General features: G+C 66.6%; 19 protein-coding genes and 1 tRNA gene. 13 read left to right on the plus strand and 7 right to left on the minus strand.

Annotated elements, in window-relative coordinates; genetic code table 11:
• The 8 genes from RMO01_RS12600 to RMO01_RS12635 form a co-directional block, all read left to right on the plus strand.
• Positions 1 to 602: FlgD immunoglobulin-like domain containing protein (locus RMO01_RS12600; protein WP_309629407.1), on the plus strand; the 602-nt coding region annotated here is incomplete at its 5' end.
• Between the two features lie 57 nt (positions 603 to 659).
• Positions 660 to 2,114, plus strand: a complete 1,455-nt coding sequence (locus RMO01_RS12605) for a flagellar hook protein FlgE (RefSeq protein WP_309629408.1) — start codon at positions 660 to 662, stop codon at positions 2,112 to 2,114.
• Between the two features lie 173 nt (positions 2,115 to 2,287).
• Positions 2,288 to 2,572: a DUF1153 domain-containing protein gene (locus tag RMO01_RS12610; protein ID WP_271085516.1), complete on the plus strand. Its 285-nt coding sequence runs from the start codon at positions 2,288 to 2,290 to the stop codon at positions 2,570 to 2,572.
• 99 nt (positions 2,573 to 2,671) lie between these two features.
• On the plus strand, positions 2,672 to 3,910 hold the full coding sequence (mnmA, locus tag RMO01_RS12615) for a tRNA 2-thiouridine(34) synthase MnmA (protein WP_309629424.1): 1,239 nt from the start codon (positions 2,672 to 2,674) through the stop codon (positions 3,908 to 3,910).
• The gene (locus RMO01_RS12620) at positions 3,903 to 4,469 is read left to right on the plus strand and encodes a hemerythrin domain-containing protein (protein WP_309629409.1); all 567 of its coding nucleotides are present in this window, start codon (positions 3,903 to 3,905) and stop codon (positions 4,467 to 4,469) included. The genes mnmA and RMO01_RS12620 overlap by 8 nt, the downstream gene beginning before the upstream one ends.
• Positions 4,470 to 4,709: 240 nt before the next feature.
• On the plus strand, positions 4,710 to 4,931 hold the full coding sequence (locus RMO01_RS12625) for a hypothetical protein (RefSeq protein ID WP_309629410.1): 222 nt from the start codon (positions 4,710 to 4,712) through the stop codon (positions 4,929 to 4,931).
• A 216-nt stretch (positions 4,932 to 5,147) separates the two neighbouring features.
• A complete protein-coding gene (locus tag RMO01_RS12630) occupies positions 5,148 to 5,624 on the plus strand; it encodes a hypothetical protein (protein WP_309629411.1) in 477 nt (158 codons plus the stop codon).
• 345 nt (positions 5,625 to 5,969) lie between these two features.
• The gene (locus tag RMO01_RS12635; protein WP_309629412.1) at positions 5,970 to 6,365 is read left to right on the plus strand and encodes a hypothetical protein; all 396 of its coding nucleotides are present in this window, start codon (positions 5,970 to 5,972) and stop codon (positions 6,363 to 6,365) included.
• On the opposite strand, the gene RMO01_RS12640 is transcribed toward RMO01_RS12635, so the two are convergent.
• Together RMO01_RS12640 and RMO01_RS12645 are read right to left on the minus strand one after the other, a co-directional pair.
• Positions 6,362 to 7,120 (minus strand): glutathione S-transferase family protein, encoded by a 759-nt coding sequence (locus tag RMO01_RS12640; RefSeq protein ID WP_309629413.1) that lies wholly within the window; start codon positions 7,118 to 7,120, stop codon positions 6,362 to 6,364. The two genes, RMO01_RS12635 and RMO01_RS12640, sit on opposite strands and share 4 nt — an antisense overlap.
• Positions 7,117 to 7,620 (minus strand): helix-turn-helix domain-containing protein, encoded by a 504-nt coding sequence (locus RMO01_RS12645; RefSeq protein WP_309629414.1) that lies wholly within the window; start codon positions 7,618 to 7,620, stop codon positions 7,117 to 7,119. Before RMO01_RS12645 ends, RMO01_RS12640 begins: the two co-directional genes overlap by 4 nt.
• Positions 7,621 to 7,852: 232 nt before the next feature.
• Between RMO01_RS12645 and RMO01_RS12650 the strand changes: the two genes are divergently transcribed.
• The 3 genes from RMO01_RS12650 (at position 7,853) to RMO01_RS12660 (ending at position 10,649) form a co-directional block, all read left to right on the plus strand.
• Positions 7,853 to 8,716, plus strand: a complete 864-nt coding sequence (locus tag RMO01_RS12650; protein WP_309629415.1) for a thioesterase family protein — start codon at positions 7,853 to 7,855, stop codon at positions 8,714 to 8,716.
• 513 nt (positions 8,717 to 9,229) lie between these two features.
• Complete coding sequence (gene tgt, locus RMO01_RS12655) at positions 9,230 to 10,339, plus strand: tRNA guanosine(34) transglycosylase Tgt (RefSeq protein WP_309629416.1); 1,110 nt, start codon at positions 9,230 to 9,232, stop codon at positions 10,337 to 10,339.
• A 1-nt stretch (position 10,340) separates the two neighbouring features.
• The gene (locus RMO01_RS12660) at positions 10,341 to 10,649 is read left to right on the plus strand and encodes a hypothetical protein (protein ID WP_309629417.1); all 309 of its coding nucleotides are present in this window, start codon (positions 10,341 to 10,343) and stop codon (positions 10,647 to 10,649) included.
• Here RMO01_RS12660 and RMO01_RS12665 read toward each other — a convergent pair.
• Genes RMO01_RS12665 through RMO01_RS12675 form a run of 3 tightly spaced genes read right to left on the minus strand, consistent with a single transcriptional unit; the run spans position 10,646 to position 12,042 of the window.
• On the minus strand, positions 10,646 to 10,783 hold the full coding sequence (locus RMO01_RS12665; protein WP_309629418.1) for a hypothetical protein: 138 nt from the start codon (positions 10,781 to 10,783) through the stop codon (positions 10,646 to 10,648). The genes RMO01_RS12660 and RMO01_RS12665 overlap by 4 nt on opposite strands.
• Positions 10,784 to 10,833: 50 nt before the next feature.
• On the minus strand, positions 10,834 to 11,373 hold the full coding sequence (locus RMO01_RS12670; RefSeq protein ID WP_309629419.1) for a hypothetical protein: 540 nt from the start codon (positions 11,371 to 11,373) through the stop codon (positions 10,834 to 10,836).
• A 6-nt stretch (positions 11,374 to 11,379) separates the two neighbouring features.
• Positions 11,380 to 12,042, minus strand: a complete 663-nt coding sequence (locus RMO01_RS12675; RefSeq protein ID WP_309629420.1) for a hypothetical protein — start codon at positions 12,040 to 12,042, stop codon at positions 11,380 to 11,382.
• A 169-nt stretch (positions 12,043 to 12,211) separates the two neighbouring features.
• Here RMO01_RS12675 and RMO01_RS12680 point away from each other — a divergent pair.
• A tRNA-Lys gene (locus RMO01_RS12680) sits at positions 12,212 to 12,288 on the plus strand.
• Between the two features lie 142 nt (positions 12,289 to 12,430).
• On the opposite strand, the gene RMO01_RS12685 is transcribed toward RMO01_RS12680, so the two are convergent.
• Positions 12,431 to 13,255: a tyrosine-type recombinase/integrase gene (locus RMO01_RS12685; RefSeq protein ID WP_309629421.1), complete on the minus strand. Its 825-nt coding sequence runs from the start codon at positions 13,253 to 13,255 to the stop codon at positions 12,431 to 12,433.
• 118 nt (positions 13,256 to 13,373) lie between these two features.
• Positions 13,374 to 13,604: a hypothetical protein gene (locus RMO01_RS12690; RefSeq protein ID WP_309629422.1), complete on the minus strand. Its 231-nt coding sequence runs from the start codon at positions 13,602 to 13,604 to the stop codon at positions 13,374 to 13,376.
• 80 nt (positions 13,605 to 13,684) lie between these two features.
• Here RMO01_RS12690 and RMO01_RS12695 point away from each other — a divergent pair, with 80 nt between their 5' ends.
• Positions 13,685 to 13,873, plus strand: coding sequence for a hypothetical protein (locus RMO01_RS12695; RefSeq protein ID WP_309629423.1), 189 nt, complete (start codon positions 13,685 to 13,687; stop codon positions 13,871 to 13,873).
• The last annotated feature ends 154 nt before the right edge of the window (positions 13,874 to 14,027 follow it).

Below are 14,027 nucleotides of genomic sequence, written 5' to 3' on the forward strand. Positions count from 1 at the left end.
CGCAGTTGAAGAACCAGGATCCGCTGTCGCCGGTCGATTCCAACCAGTTCACCGCACAGCTGACGCAGATGGCCGGCGTCGAACAGCAACTGCTGACCAACGACCTGCTAAAAGGCCTGCTGGCGGCCCAGGGCGGCGGCGGCCTGGCCGGCGCGGCCACCTATATCGGCAAGGAAGCCACCGCGGCCTGGTCGGCCACCAAATTCACCGACGGCGAAGCGACCTGGAGCTATGAGCTGGCGTCGAACGCAGCCTCGGCGAGGCTGGAGGTGCTGGATGGCGCGGGCAAGGTCGTCTGGTCCGGCGACGCCCCCGACCGGACCACGGGCGTCCATGATTTCACCTGGGACGGCGAGGCCACCAGCGGCAACGACGGCCAGGACGGTCAGGTCTATTCGCTGCGGGTCGTGGCCAAGGACGCCGCCGGCCAGGCCATCGACAGCCAGGTTCTGACCCGCGGCCGCATCACCGGCGTCGAGATCTACGACGGCGAGCCCTATCTGACCGTCGGCAATTCCATCCTTCCGCTCTCCACGGTGATCGCGCTGGAAGAGGCGCGGAATGCGACGCCCCCCGCCAACGACGACGGCGAGACGGCCTGATGACCGCGCGCACTTCACTCAACCCATTGAAACTGTTCTCGTAAGGAGCCTAGCGCCATGAGTATCAACAGCGCCCTTCTGGCCGGCGTGTCCGGCCTGACCGCCAACTCGGCCGCCCTGGCCGCGATCTCCCAGAACATCGCGAACGTGAACACCGTCGGCTACAAGCGCACCGCCGGCGAGTTCCAGACGGTGATCAACAGCCAGTCGCAGGGCGCCGGCTATTCCGCCGGCGGCGTGCTGGCCACGGCCCGCCACTACACCAGCCAGAACGGCCAGCTGCAGCGCACGACATCGAACACCGACCTCGGCATCGCCGGCCAGGGCTTCTTCGTCGTCACCGAACGGCCCGAGAACGTGCAGATCACGGACAGCCGCCTGTTCACCCGGGCCGGCGCCTTCAGCGTCGACAACCTCGGCTATCTGAAGAACACGGCGGGTCTGTACCTGCAGGGCTGGCCGGTCGACTCGGAAGGCAATATCGCCACCGACCCCTCGGACCTTAACCGCCTGCGGACCATCAACGTCGGCTCGGTCGGCGGCACGGCCGAGCCGACCACCCGCGCCCAGCTCAACGCCAACCTGCAGTCCAGCCAGAAGCCGTCGCCGGACCTGGCCACATACAACGTCGCGACCAACTCGATGTCGGTTTACGACGCCGAAGCCGGCACGGGCTTCAAACCCGACTTCCAGATCACAATCCCCGCGTCGGACTCCAAGGGCGGCCAGCGCACCATCGCCTACTCGTTCCTCAAGACCTTAAACCCCAACGAATGGCGTGCTGAGGTCCACGTCATTCCCGCCACCGACATCGAGAACGGCTCGGCGCCGGCCAACGGCATCCTGAAGTCCGGCCTTGTCCTGTTCACCTCGGACGGCCGGCTGAACGTCGCCGACATGAAGACGGCGAACGATGCGGCGATCCTGGCAGGTACCCCGCCCCCCTATCTCTTCAATGACTTCGCCACTGCGGCCCTCACGATCGGCGCCTCCGACCCGGCAGCCGTCGGCACCGCCACGGCGCCCCAATGGCGCGACTCGCTGGGCATCGACGACCAGACCATCACCTTCGACCTGTCGGCGTCCGCCGGCGGCCTGACCCAGTACGACTCGGACTCGATCGTTCAGGCCGTGGTGACCAACGGCACCGCCTTCGGCAACCTGTCGAACATCGAGATCGACGACGAGGGCTATGTCACCGCCATCTTCGACAACGGCGTCACGCGCCGCGTCGCACAGGTCGCCCTGGCCACCTTCGTCAGCGCCGACAGTCTCGCGGTCGCCAACGCCAACGCCTACCGGGTCAGCCAGGGCTCCGGCACCTATAACCTCAAGGCGCCGGGCAGCGGCGGCGCCGGCCTGATCGGCGCGTCCCAGCTGGAAGCCTCCACGGTCGATCTGTCGCTGGAGTTCACCGGCCTGATCACAACCCAGCGCGCCTACTCAGCCTCGTCCAAGATCATCACCACGGCGGATGAGATGTTGGCCGAACTCATCAGCATCAAACGCTGATCTTCAGGTAACGCGGCGTTCAACTAGATGAAGATTTACTCAACATCTCGCCGAAACGGCGTTCGTGGACGGATCGGATTTTATCCATTCCTTCACCACGACGCTAAACCCGGCCTTAGCGGCGCCACGCTACCTTCACGATCAATTGGTGGTGGTGAATGAGGCAAAAGCCCATGTTGCAAGAGCGTCGAGTGAACAAGCAGGGCGAACAGTATGTCGTCGGTCCGACGGGCACCCCCCTGACGATGCGCGACCTGCCGCCCGAGAATACCGATCGTTGGGTCATCCGTCGCAAGGCGGAGGTGGTCGCGGCCGTGCGCGGCGGACTGCTCAGCCTGGACGACGCGCTCCTGCGCTATCGTCTGACGGCCGAGGAGTTCCTCGCCTGGCAGAAGGCGATCGACAAATGGGGCATGCAGGGCCTGCGCACGACGCGGATCCAGAACTACCGCTCGTAAGCGTTTCCTCTCCCCGACGAACGACGGCCGCACCCGGTGACGGGGGCGGCCGTCGTCGTTTGGAGGCCCGGCCTCGAAATCTTCCCCCATCGCCTCTATATGCGCGCCATGACGCTCATCGAGCCCCTCTGCGCGATCCCCGACATCGCCCCCCTGTCGTCTCCGGCCGAGCTGGATGCGGCGGTCGAGAGCGCGCGTCTGGCGGTCGGCCTGCCGGTCGGCTCGCGCGTCGTCGCGGCCATGTCGGGCGGGGTGGACTCCACCGTCGTGGCCGCCCTGCTGCACAAGGCCGGCTATGACGTCGTCGGCGTCACCCTCCAGCTGTACGACCACGGCGCCGCGCTGAAGAAGAAGGGCGCCTGCTGCGCGGGCCAGGACATCCACGACGCCCGTCTCGCCGCCGAGATGCTGGGCATCCCCCACTATGTCCTCGATTACGAGAGCCGCTTCCGCGACGCGGTGATCGACCAGTTCGCCGACGACTATCTCCAGGGCCGGACCCCGGTCCCCTGCATCCGCTGCAATCAGACGGTCAAGTTCCGCGACCTGCTCGACGTCGCCCGCGACCTCGGCGCCGCCGCCATGGCCACCGGTCACTATGTCGGCCGGGCCGTCGCCGCCGACGGCCGGACCCAGATGCGCAAGGCCATCGATCCCTCGCGCGACCAGTCCTATTTCCTGTTCGCCACCACCCGCGACCAGCTCGACTATCTGCGCTTCCCGCTCGCCGGTCTGGAAAAGCCCGCCGTGCGAGGCGTCGCCCAGTCCCTGGGCCTGAAGATCGCCGCCAAGCCCGACAGCCAGGACATCTGCTTCGTCCCGTCCGGCGACTATCGCACCCTGATCGACCGCCTGCGTCCTCAAGGCCGCGAGGCCGGCGAGATCGTGCACATGGACGGTCGCGTCCTTGGCAGTCACGCAGGCATCACCGACTACACCATCGGCCAGCGCCGGGGCCTGAACGTCACTGTCGGCGAGCCCCTGTTCGTGACGAAGCTCGACCCCGACAATCGCCGCGTCATTGTCGGCCCCCGCGAGGCCCTGCTGACCGCCTCCCTGACGCTCGACGAAACCAACTGGCTCGGCGACGCCCCCTCCATCGAAGCCGCCGCCGAGGCCAACGCCCCGGTGCTGGCCCGCGTTCGCTCGACCCGCCCGCCCTCGCCCGCCCGCCTGACGCTCCAGGACGGCGCCATCTCGGTCGTGTTCGAGACGGGCGAGGAAGGCGTCGCCCCCGGCCAGGCCTGCGCCCTCTACGACCCCGCCGACCCGGACCGCCTGCTGGGCGGCGGCTTCATCGCGACGACGACGGCCAGTGTCGTTTCAGCCGTTGTCTGACGACCTCGCCACCCGCCCGGGCCTGCCCGAACAGTACCGTTACCTGCTTGCGGACCTCCCCCGCGACCGCTGGCATGGCGCCGAAGTCGCCGCCATGGCCCGCTTCTGGCTTCAGATGCACTCCGGCTTCCGCCGCGAGGTCGCGAGCATGGACGCCCTGACGACCCAGTGGCGCGCGGGCTCTCTCGCCCTGCCCGACCTGCACCGCCGGCTGATCCCCACCCTGCAGTCGTTCCTCCAGCACCTTGACGGCCACCACAACATCGAGACCCATCACTATTTCCCGACCATGCGTCAGGTGGAGCCCCGCATCGGCGCCGGAATCGACCTGCTGGACCGCGACCACGACGTCATCCACGGCCACCTCGACGCCCTGTTCCAGACCGGTCTCGCCTTCCATCAGGGCGTCAGCGGAAACGCCCCGACCGCCAGCGACGCCGCCGCCCGCCTCGCCGACGCCCTCGACCAGGCCGGCCCGTCGCTGGGCCGCCATCTGGAGGACGAGGAGGACATCGTCGTCCCCCTGATCACCCGCCACGCGGACGTCTTCAAGGGATAGACCGGTGACATCGGCGCGCGCCGGCGACGGGAGCGTGCCGTTCACATTTCCGCGATCACCGAAGGCGGCGTGACGCGGCGTATCGCCAGGGCTCAATCACAACCCCCTGGACGTACACGCAAAAGGCGCGGGCGCCTGGTCGACGCGGCGCCGGGTCAGCGTCATGGGGCCGGGTTGACTCGCGCCCCCCCTTTTCGAGCGAAGGTTGCATGCGGGCTGTTCCGCATGGAGGGTAAGGGTATGAACCTGAAACTTGTCGCCGCAACGGTGGCCTCTCTCGGCATCATCGCACTGTCGCCGGTGTCCGCCTATGCCGCAGGGGGCGGTTGCGACCGTTGCTACCAAGGTTGCGTCGATGCATTTGGCACAGAAGATCCGGTCACCGGCTATCAGATGCTTTCGTTCTGTGTGAACAGCTGCACCGACGACGACGGTTATTCTTGCCAAATTAGCCCGGGCTGAATTTTAGAGAAGTAGTCAGAGAGCGGCTGGCCAGTGTTTTTTAAGATTCTTTGCATCGCACTGATGTTTCAGCCGCTCTCTGCGCCACCTCACGCGTCACCTCCAATAGACGCCGCGCCTGACGATTTGTTCGCCATGGCGCAGCGTTACTGTATTGGCCCAGATGGTGACCACCGGATGACATGGGCCTACGCAGAGGCCGATGGGTTCGCGCCCTTGAATAGACCCGAATTCGAGCATCTGTCGCTTCCGGGCGTAGAGGATGCAACACTTCGCGGTTACACCCGAACAGTCGACGGCGTTGAGTTGCGCGTCCTGACCGGCGCCAGCTGGATCCGCGCAGGCGGCCAGGGCACAACCTACTCGCGCCTCTGCTGGGTCTCGTCCTCACGCGCCAGCTTCGACGACGTCAATGGACAGACGCGCAGCTATTTTAACGACCGCGGCTTTCGGATGGGCCGGGTTCGCGTCCACGCATGGATACCGCGTCCGGACGGTTCGCTGGAGCCGGTGTCCAGGCGGCGATACGTACGCGAAAGCCTGACTCTGGCCCGCATCGAGGGCATGCGCCAGTTGTTCGCCAGAGCTCACAGCCGCGCTGTTTTCCTGGCCTATGCCAGTCCACGAGACGAGGAAACCTATCAGGGCTTCGATTGGTCCGGCCCCGAGCCCGTTCCCGCGCCACAGCGATGAGGCCATCGTCATCGCTTGTCCCGTACGGACCCATCCTCAATGCAGTCAAAGTCCTGTTGTCCGTTCTCCCGGCAGGCTTTCTCTCCGCCTGCGCGCCAACAGCGGAAGAGCCCCTGCCGGTTGTCGGCCCCGAAGCCTTTGACAGCGAGTTCCCTGCGGGCTTCGTGGCCGACGCTCACTGCACCCCCTTGTCGGCCTACACGCCGCCCGAGGTCGGCGCCGACTACGTCTTCCGTGACGACGACGGCAGGCGCTCGTCGCGGCGCATCGTCTCGGTCGAAGGCGCCCGGATCGGGATGCAGTACCAAGACCTGTCGACCCCAGGGCAGGGGCCCCTGCCGCCCGGTGACGATCGCCGGCCTGTTCGTGGTCGGCGCACCGGGCGGAACCCGGCAAAAAACCTACCCCGCCGATCCCATGACCACGCTCGCGACCCTTCAGGTCGGCCAATCGACGGTCATCGCCGCCAGTGAGACCTCCACGCTCAACGGCCGCCGCCGCACCGTGGCCACGCCCGTCACCGTGCACTATCTGGCTTGCGGCCGACTTCCGGTCGGAGAGGATGCTGTCGCGGTCAGGCTGTACAAGGTCGACAGCCGCTCCCTGATCCTGGATCGCATGCGGAAAGAACAACTCACGGTGACGTCCGTCGTCTATGCCATGCCGCTGGCCTCCGGGTTTCCCGTCGCCCTCGCCAATCCGAAGACCGCCAGCCGCCTCGAACACCGACCTCAAAGCTAGACCGGCGACATCGGTCCGCGCATCGCCCGCCCGCCGTCGTGCGACCGTTCGGCCAGCACATAGCCGTGCTCGGCCAGGACGCCCGGCTGGTCCGCCAGCCGGGTCGTCATGAAGGCCATCGCCACGTCATTGAGTTTCTTCAGCGGCGTCTCGCTCTCCACCCGCCCCAGCCATCCGGCCAGCTTGGGCCAGCGCGCGGCATCGACCTCGACCCCCACGACCCGCGCGTTCAGGAAGGCCGGCGCCAGGCTGTAATCCGCCAGTCCGGCTGCATCCCCGAACAGGAAACCGGTCTCGGGCATCACCGTTTCGAGGTAGTCGAAGGTCTCCGGGATCTCGACCGTCCTGGCCTTCTCGACGAGGGCGGGGTCGGTCTCTTCCTTCAGGATGCGCGGCTTGATCGCCACCTGGAAGAACAGCTTCCACCCCAGCACGTCGAACAGCCGGGTGTCGGCGTATTCCTCGATCCAGCGCGCCCGGGCCCGGTCCCCCGGATCGGTCGGCAGCACCGACGGCGTAGGCTGTGTGTCCTCGATATACTGGGCGATGATGCTGCTGTCGCACAGCGTCAGATCGCCCTCGATCCACACCGGGATCCGCCGCAACGGACTGATCTTCGAGAAGGTCTCATCGCCCCGGAACGGGGTGATCGGATCGATGGCGACCTCGATCCCCTTCACCGCGCAGATCGCCAGGATCTTGCGCACATAGGGCGAGACCGGATTGCCGATCAGGGTGACCGGCGGGCCACTCACGCCGCGTCTTCCGTGACCGCTTCCTTGGGCAGCACGTCGGCCACCGTCGGCCGGTTGGCGTGGAAATGGATCTCGGTGTCCCGCCGCTTCACGATTTCGCCGCAACAGCCACAGGCCACGCGCGGCTTCAGTTCGGCGCCGCAGGTCTTGTGGGTGAAACTGACGCCGGAATCCGCGTCGCCGTACAGGTGCTGCGAGCCCCAGCCATGCATGACGATCAGCACGTCCGACAGGGCCCGACCCTTGGCCGTCAGCACATATTCATTGCGTGGCGGCCGTTCGGAATAGAGCTGCGGCTCCAGCACCCCGTGCTGCACCAGGGTCTTGAGCCGCGCGGCCAGGACGTTGCGGGCCACGCCGAGCCGCTCCTGCCACTGTTCGAACCGCTTCACCCCCTGGAAGGCGTCGCGAATGACCAGAAGCGTCCACGGATCGCCGATGACCTCCAGCGTCGCGGCGATGGAACAGCTTTGTTTTGAGTAGTCTGCGGTTCTTCCCATAGGCGTCGTCCGGAAAAGTGTGGGCGGTTTTCCGATAAGAGGACGCCCTACTAGGAAGTTGAAAGTGACCCTGCGTCAGCGGTTTGGCAAGAGGGTTGCCAAAAGGAACGCAGTAAGTCAGTTTTGTTTCGCTACGGACGCGGCGAGCAGCCCTCGCGGCGTTCCTGCATTCCCGACTTGCGGGCGGCGGCTCCGGCTTCCGCCCGTTCTTTTCACGAGCTACGACGCACGCATGCCTGAACAGACGATCGCCGAAGCCCTGACCCTCACGCCCGGCGAAGACGGCGTGCTCAGCGCCGACCTGCACGGCGACTTCTCCAACGGCCGGCTCAACGCCCCGCCGGAAACCGGATTTCCCTTCGGCGGCCTGATCGCGGCTCTCTGCGCCTCATCGATGCAGACCGGCCTCGGCATCGCCGCGCCGCTGCGCAGCCTGTCGGTCCAGTACATGACCCCGGCCCGTTTCGGTCAGCCGATCCACTTTACGCCTCGCCTGCTGCGCGGCGGCCGCAGCGCCTCCTTCGCCCAGGTTGACGTTACCCAGAAGGACAAGGAGGGCCAGGACCGGCTGACCAACCACGCGAGCGCCACCTTCGGCGACGACGTTCCCGGCCCGGCCATGACCCCGCTCGCCGCCCCGCCCCCGTTGGAGGCGCTGAAAGCCGGCCGTGATCTGGAAGGCCCGATGGCCCCGCGCTTTTCCCAGCACGTCGACTACCGCTTCGAGACCGGCCCCCACATCCTCCAGCCCGTTCCCGGCCGTCCCGTCATCGAGCGCTGCTGGATGAAGATTCGCGACGGAGGCCCGCTCGACGCCATCGGCCTCTGCTACCTTCTGGACGCCCTCTATCCGCCCGTCTGGACCGCGCTGGACAAGCCGCTGGGCATGGCGACCGTCGATCTCCGCTACGACATCCTGACCGACCCGACGCCCGAACACTGCCCCGACGGCTGGGCCTTCTTCGAGTTCCGCATGCTCGACTTTGGCTCCGGCTGGACCGTCGACGAAGCCACCGTCTGGGACGCCGACGGCACGCCGCTGGCGCTGGCGCGGCAACGCAGGAAGCTGGCGCCAGTGAGGCCTGCGCGTCCCTGACCCGCAGAGCTTCTTTCTTTCGTCATTCCGGGCGTAGCGCAGCGAAGACCCGGAACAATGCGGCGCGCGAGAGCGCGAAGCTGTCACGGATGGATGCGCTGAACCATCGCCTCCGCTTCGCTCCGGCGCCGCCTTGTTCCGGGTCTGCGTCTCGCTGCGCTCGCCTTCGCCCGGAATGACGAAAGAAGGCACATACCCATCAACACATCCCCCGAATCCGCCTTTCAAATCAACGCCCGGCCCTGACGAGAGCCCTTATTGCAGGCGCCCCTCAAAACCGTGCGACACTGCCGTTGATCTTTGACATCGCCGCCCCAGACCCAGACCTCGATGTAGACTCTGTCGACTCTGTCGACTCCCTTTTCGGAGTCGCACCGCGGGCCGCCTCGCCCGCCATCCGGACTCGCCGGACTCGGCGGACTGTTTTTTCGGAGTCCGGATACCCCGCCCTCCCCGCCTTCCCAAGGCCACGCCCCCGCTCTAAGACGCGCCTCCCCCCATCGAGACCCGCCCTTGCCCTTCCCGTTCGACATTTCCGCAACCGTTGGCCGCGCCCGCACCGGGGTCCTGAAGACCCCGCGCGGCGACATCCGCACCCCCGCCTTCATGCCGGTCGGCACGGCCGCCACGGTCAAGGCGATGACGGTGGATCAGGTGAAGGCGACCGGCGCCGACATCATCCTGGGCAACACCTATCACCTGATGCTGCGCCCGGGGCCCGAGCGGATGGAGCGGCTCGGCGGCCTCCACAAGTTCATGGGCTGGAACAAGCCGATTCTGACCGACAGCGGCGGCTTCCAGGTCATGTCTCTGGCCGGCATCTCGAAGGTGAAGGAGGACGCCGTCACCTTCTCCAGCCACATCGACGGCTCGAAACACGTCCTGTCGCCGGAGCGGTCGATCGAGATCCAGGCCGACCGCATCGGCGCCGACATCTCGATGCAGCTCGACCAATGTGTGGCCTACCCGGCCGAAAAGCCCGCCGCGAAAGCCGCGATGGAACTCTCAATCCGCTGGGGCGCCCGCTCGAAAGCCGCCTTCGGCACGCGCGAGACCCAGGCCCTGTTCGGCATCCAGCAGGGCTCGACCTTCGAGGATCTGCGCCGCCAGTCGTCGGAACAGCTTCAGGAGATCGGCTTCGACGGCTACGCCATCGGCGGTCTCGCCGTCGGCGAAGGCCACACGGCCATGTGCGAGGTCCTCGACTACGCCCCCGACATGCTGCCCGCCGACCGTCCCCGCTATCTGATGGGCGTCGGCAAGCCCATCGACCTCGTGGAAGCCGTTTATCGCGGCGTCGACATGTTCGACTGCGTCCTGCCCACCCGCGCCGGCCGTCACGGTCAGGCCTGGACCTGGGACGGTCCGATGAACCTCAAGAACGCCCGCTTCGCCGAGGACCAGGACCCGCTGGACCCGACCCTCTCCGGCCCGTCCTCGTCGTATTCGAAGGCCTATCTGCACCACCTGATCCGGGCCGACGAGATCCTCGGCAAGATCCTGCTGAGCTGGCACAACATCGCCTTCTTCCAGGCCCTGACCGCTGCCATGCGCGACGCCATCCAGCACGGCCGCTTCGAACAGTTCCGCCGCGACTTCCACGCCCGCCACACGTCGAACTGACATGCGCATCGAGAAGTCAGGCTTCCACGCCTACAACACCTACCTCGAGGAGCCGCCCCGCCCGGACGGCAACGAGACAGCGCTGCACCGCCACGTCATCATCATCGGCGGCGACAAATATTCCTTCTTCGCCCACTGGTCCGGAAAGTTCGCTCACAAGGGCGAACGCATCTCCTTCGACTGGGACTGGGACCGCACCGGCGAGTTCCGCAACATCGACAAACCGTCCTTCGAGGCCTTCGCCAAAGACGGGACGGTCCAGATCAGAGGCGACCGCAGCGACAGGCGCCGTCCAGGCACGGGCCGCTAAATCCCGTCGGTGAACCCGATGTACATGCCGTCCAGGAAAGCGCCGATTGCGTCTCCAAAGAGGGCGCGAACCGCCAACGCGATAATCAGGATCGTGAAGATTCGCTGGAAACGGGACGGTTCGGTGCGGGACATGATGCAACTCCAGGGTCTTGGATCGAGGCTCGCCGCGAACAGGCTCACTGTCAACGCTGCGACCGTCCCGTCGGCCGGAACCAGGCGGGCGAGGCCGGCGGCGAACAGTCAGCCCGCATGCCCAGCCCCTTCAGAAAGGCCCTCCTGAGCCGTCCGGCCTCGATCGCGTCCTGAACGGCCTTCGACCGCGCCTGGGCGCCGGTCAGCTGCCGGATCCAGCTGCGGTAGGGAATGAAGTCGGTCGCCGCGTCCCGGATCGCGTCCAGCATGGCCTCCGCCAGCGCATCCTGGGCCCGCTCGTTAAGGGTCGGGCTGTCCGGTGCCGGCGGTTCGTCCCGGTCCGGCCCCAGAGCCTCGTCCAGCCGGGCCACCTCGGCCCCGATGGTCGTGCACTGGCTCAGGTTGCGACGGTCATAGGGATTCGCCTGGGCCTGCCGCAGCACGGTCGGGATCAGGTCCCGACGCACGTTCAGGTCGACCAGCGGCTGGGTCGCGGCATCGCCGAACCCCGCCCCCACCTGCCGCGCGGCCGAACAGCCGGTCAGCAGGGCGAGCACCGAGATCGACAGGAGGACGCTACGCCACTGCACCAGAGCCTAGCCCGCGTTCAAAGGCCGGATCGAGGCGGCCTCGAACGGCTGGATCTCGCTGCCGAAATTGACCCACAGCACCGTCGTCGGGTCGCCTTCCAGCACATAGAAGACGTGATCGCCCGACATCTGCTCACCCAGATCGCCGCACGGCGGATCCATCGGCTCCGCGTCGCCCTCGCCGGAGGAGAAGGCATCCCATTGCGCCTTGACCGGCGCCGGCGGAACGAGGTGGTAGATGCCTTCGGCGGCACCGTCATAGGTCGGCCGCGCCAGCACGCACTGTGCCGTATGCGGCCCCGGCGACTTCGTCCGGGCATCGGCCAGAACGGATTCGATCGGCGCGTCGGCGGCCTTCTTGAACACGATAATGGCCGGGCTGCGCGACGTCTGGCCGTCGTAGGTCCCCTCCAGGGCGAAGCCCGGCAGGCTGGCGTCATAGACCATGTGCGTATTTCCGGCCTGCGGACAGGCATAGCTCCAGACCGACAGGCCCGACCCCTGGGTCTCGCCCCAGGTGCAGTCGACGAAGGTCTCCTGCATCACCGGGCTGGGCTGCGGTGCGGCCTGGGCGACAGCCGGAGCGGCGACCGCCTTGCCCTCGGTCTGGTTGCACCCTGCAAGGCCGATGAGTGCGACAGAAGCCGCCATGAATCCGAAACCGCGCATGCCCGTCCATCCCCTAATGTTCGCTCACAATAGCGGTCACAAGACCGGAGTCACGACGCCAAACGACATCATCAGAAAAGGAAGGCGACCCACAGCCCTTGACCCGAACGGCTCGATGAACCAGAAGGCGCAACCGCGAAACGGCCCAGCCGTTCTGCGACCACGATGTGCGTCCTTAGCTCAGTTGGTTAGAGCATCTGACTTTTAATCAGAGGGTCCTCGGTTCGAGCCCGAGAGGACGTACCATCGCAGGCCCCGCTACGGCGGGGTTTTTGCTATCTGCTCTCCGAACGGCCCGTGAACATTGGTGACTTTCCTGAAGTCACCTTGGTGACTTCACCTGAAAATGCGCAGCGGTGTTCTTCGTCCGTTCTGACCGCGTGGGCGCTCAGAATTGGTCGCGGTGATGCTGGGCGTCGAACAGGTCGCGCACCGTCCGCCCGGCGTCGATCGTGTGGGTGTAGGTTTCCAGAAAGATGCTCGACGTCTTCCAGCCGCCGGCATCCATGGCGACCCGGACGCTGACGCCGCCGTTCAGGGCATTGGTCGCGAAGGCGTGCCGCCCGGCGCGGTGCGAGGACTTGTAGGGCAGGCCCGCCCGGTGACAGACGGCGGCGATCCGCTCGTTGACAGAGAAGCGCGAGGTGTAGCGGAACACCCGCGCCTCCGGCCCCGGGTCGAGATCGCGGATCCGCTCGGTCAGATGCTCGGGCATGTAGCGCAGGCTGTTGACCTCGGTCTTCGTCTTGACCAGCAGGGCCGTGCGGCGCCGCAGGTCGACGTCGCGACCCAGCAGGGCAATCGCTTCCGAGATCCGCGCGCCGGTCAGGTTCATGAACAACAGACAGGCAGCCAGGTGCGGCAGGCCGTCGGCGTCGCATTGCTCGACGAACCGTTCCATCCAGCGGCGGCTGGCGGGAGGCTCGCCGCGGGCCTTCGGCGCCCGGAAGGGCCGGATGCGCGCCGGCATCCGCCAGCCCATCTCGTGGGCGTGATAGAGGATGGCCCGCGCGGGCGTCAGGAACTGCCGGTTCCGCGTCGCGGGCGATGCGTCGGGATAGGCCTCCTCCGCTGCCTGACGCACCGCCAGGGGCGTGATCTGGTCGACGGGCTCAGGCCCGAACCGGGCCAGCAAGGGGGCGAGGAAGCGAGGTTCGCCGCCGTGCTGAACATAGCTCTCGGCGGCGTGGGAAAACGTTACTCTACTGGACATGCCGGCGACGGGATCACTGTCGGATTCCGCCGCCAACCCCCAACAATTAGCGGTTGATCACGCTCGCCCCTGAGGGGAGCGAGACCCCCACCTTGGCCGGTCGGGCGGATTGGGCCGTTTAGACGGCGGCAGCGACCGCTTCTTCGATCTGCGCGGGCGTGGTGCCCTCGAAAGCCCAGACAAACCGATCCTCGCCTTGGATGCTGACCACCTCGCGGCGGTAGACCCGTTCGACGTAGTTGCCGTTCTCTTCGATCATCACCTTGACCCGATCAACGCCGCCCGGTTGAGCGAGCGTCTGACCGTCGTGAGGGCCGCCGACGCAAAGATGAACGTGCTGGTTGGTCATGGCCCCATCTATACCGCCGATTTCCGGCGCCGTCCATTTACCTCTGGCCGCTACCCTGACGGTCCACGCTGGGGGATCGCATGGGCCGCAACCGTCTCGACCATCACCGCTTCCACGTCGGGCTAGAGCGGTCTGCGCTGGCCCGACTGGACGCCTTGGTCGGGCCGAAGGGTCGCGCCGAGTTCGTTCGCAAGGCCGTGGATCAGATGCTCGACCAGGTCGAGACGGCCCAAGCTATCGCTGCCAAGGCCAGACCGAAGCCGGAATAAACGGCCCAATCCTATGATGGACGGGAGTGGGGGTCAGACCGGCGTCAGGGTCGTCGCCCCGCTGATCGTCTGGGTGACAGTCAGCGCCCCTCTCGTCACGGTCACCGACGTCGATCCGTTGAGCGGCGTGACCGTGAAGGTGTTGGCGTCCAGA

It is taken from the genome of Brevundimonas sp. (genome assembly GCF_031412435.1).
GTDB lineage: Bacteria > Pseudomonadota > Alphaproteobacteria > Caulobacterales > Caulobacteraceae > Brevundimonas.

Bases quoted from the DNA above. Each gene is read 5' to 3' on its own strand.
- RMO01_RS12695 (WP_309629423.1), top strand. From the start codon at position 13,685: ATGGGCCGCAACCGTCTCGACCATCACCGCTTCCACGTCGGGCTAGAG.
- RMO01_RS12605 (WP_309629408.1), top strand. From the start codon at position 660: ATGAGTATCAACAGCGCCCTTCTGGCCGGCGTGTCCGGCCTGACCGCC.
- RMO01_RS12650 (WP_309629415.1), top strand. From the start codon at position 7,853: ATGCCTGAACAGACGATCGCCGAAGCCCTGACCCTCACGCCCGGCGAA.
- mnmA (WP_309629424.1), top strand. From the start codon at position 2,672: ATGCGCGCCATGACGCTCATCGAGCCCCTCTGCGCGATCCCCGACATC.
- RMO01_RS12610 (WP_271085516.1), top strand. From the start codon at position 2,288: ATGTTGCAAGAGCGTCGAGTGAACAAGCAGGGCGAACAGTATGTCGTC.
- RMO01_RS12665 (WP_309629418.1), bottom strand. From the start codon at position 10,783: ATGTCCCGCACCGAACCGTCCCGTTTCCAGCGAATCTTCACGATCCTG.
- RMO01_RS12645 (WP_309629414.1), bottom strand. From the start codon at position 7,620: ATGGGAAGAACCGCAGACTACTCAAAACAAAGCTGTTCCATCGCCGCG.
- RMO01_RS12625 (WP_309629410.1), top strand. From the start codon at position 4,710: ATGAACCTGAAACTTGTCGCCGCAACGGTGGCCTCTCTCGGCATCATC.
- RMO01_RS12675 (WP_309629420.1), bottom strand. From the start codon at position 12,042: ATGCGCGGTTTCGGATTCATGGCGGCTTCTGTCGCACTCATCGGCCTT.
- RMO01_RS12690 (WP_309629422.1), bottom strand. From the start codon at position 13,604: ATGACCAACCAGCACGTTCATCTTTGCGTCGGCGGCCCTCACGACGGT.
- RMO01_RS12685 (WP_309629421.1), bottom strand. From the start codon at position 13,255: ATGTCCAGTAGAGTAACGTTTTCCCACGCCGCCGAGAGCTATGTTCAG.
- RMO01_RS12660 (WP_309629417.1), top strand. From the start codon at position 10,341: ATGCGCATCGAGAAGTCAGGCTTCCACGCCTACAACACCTACCTCGAG.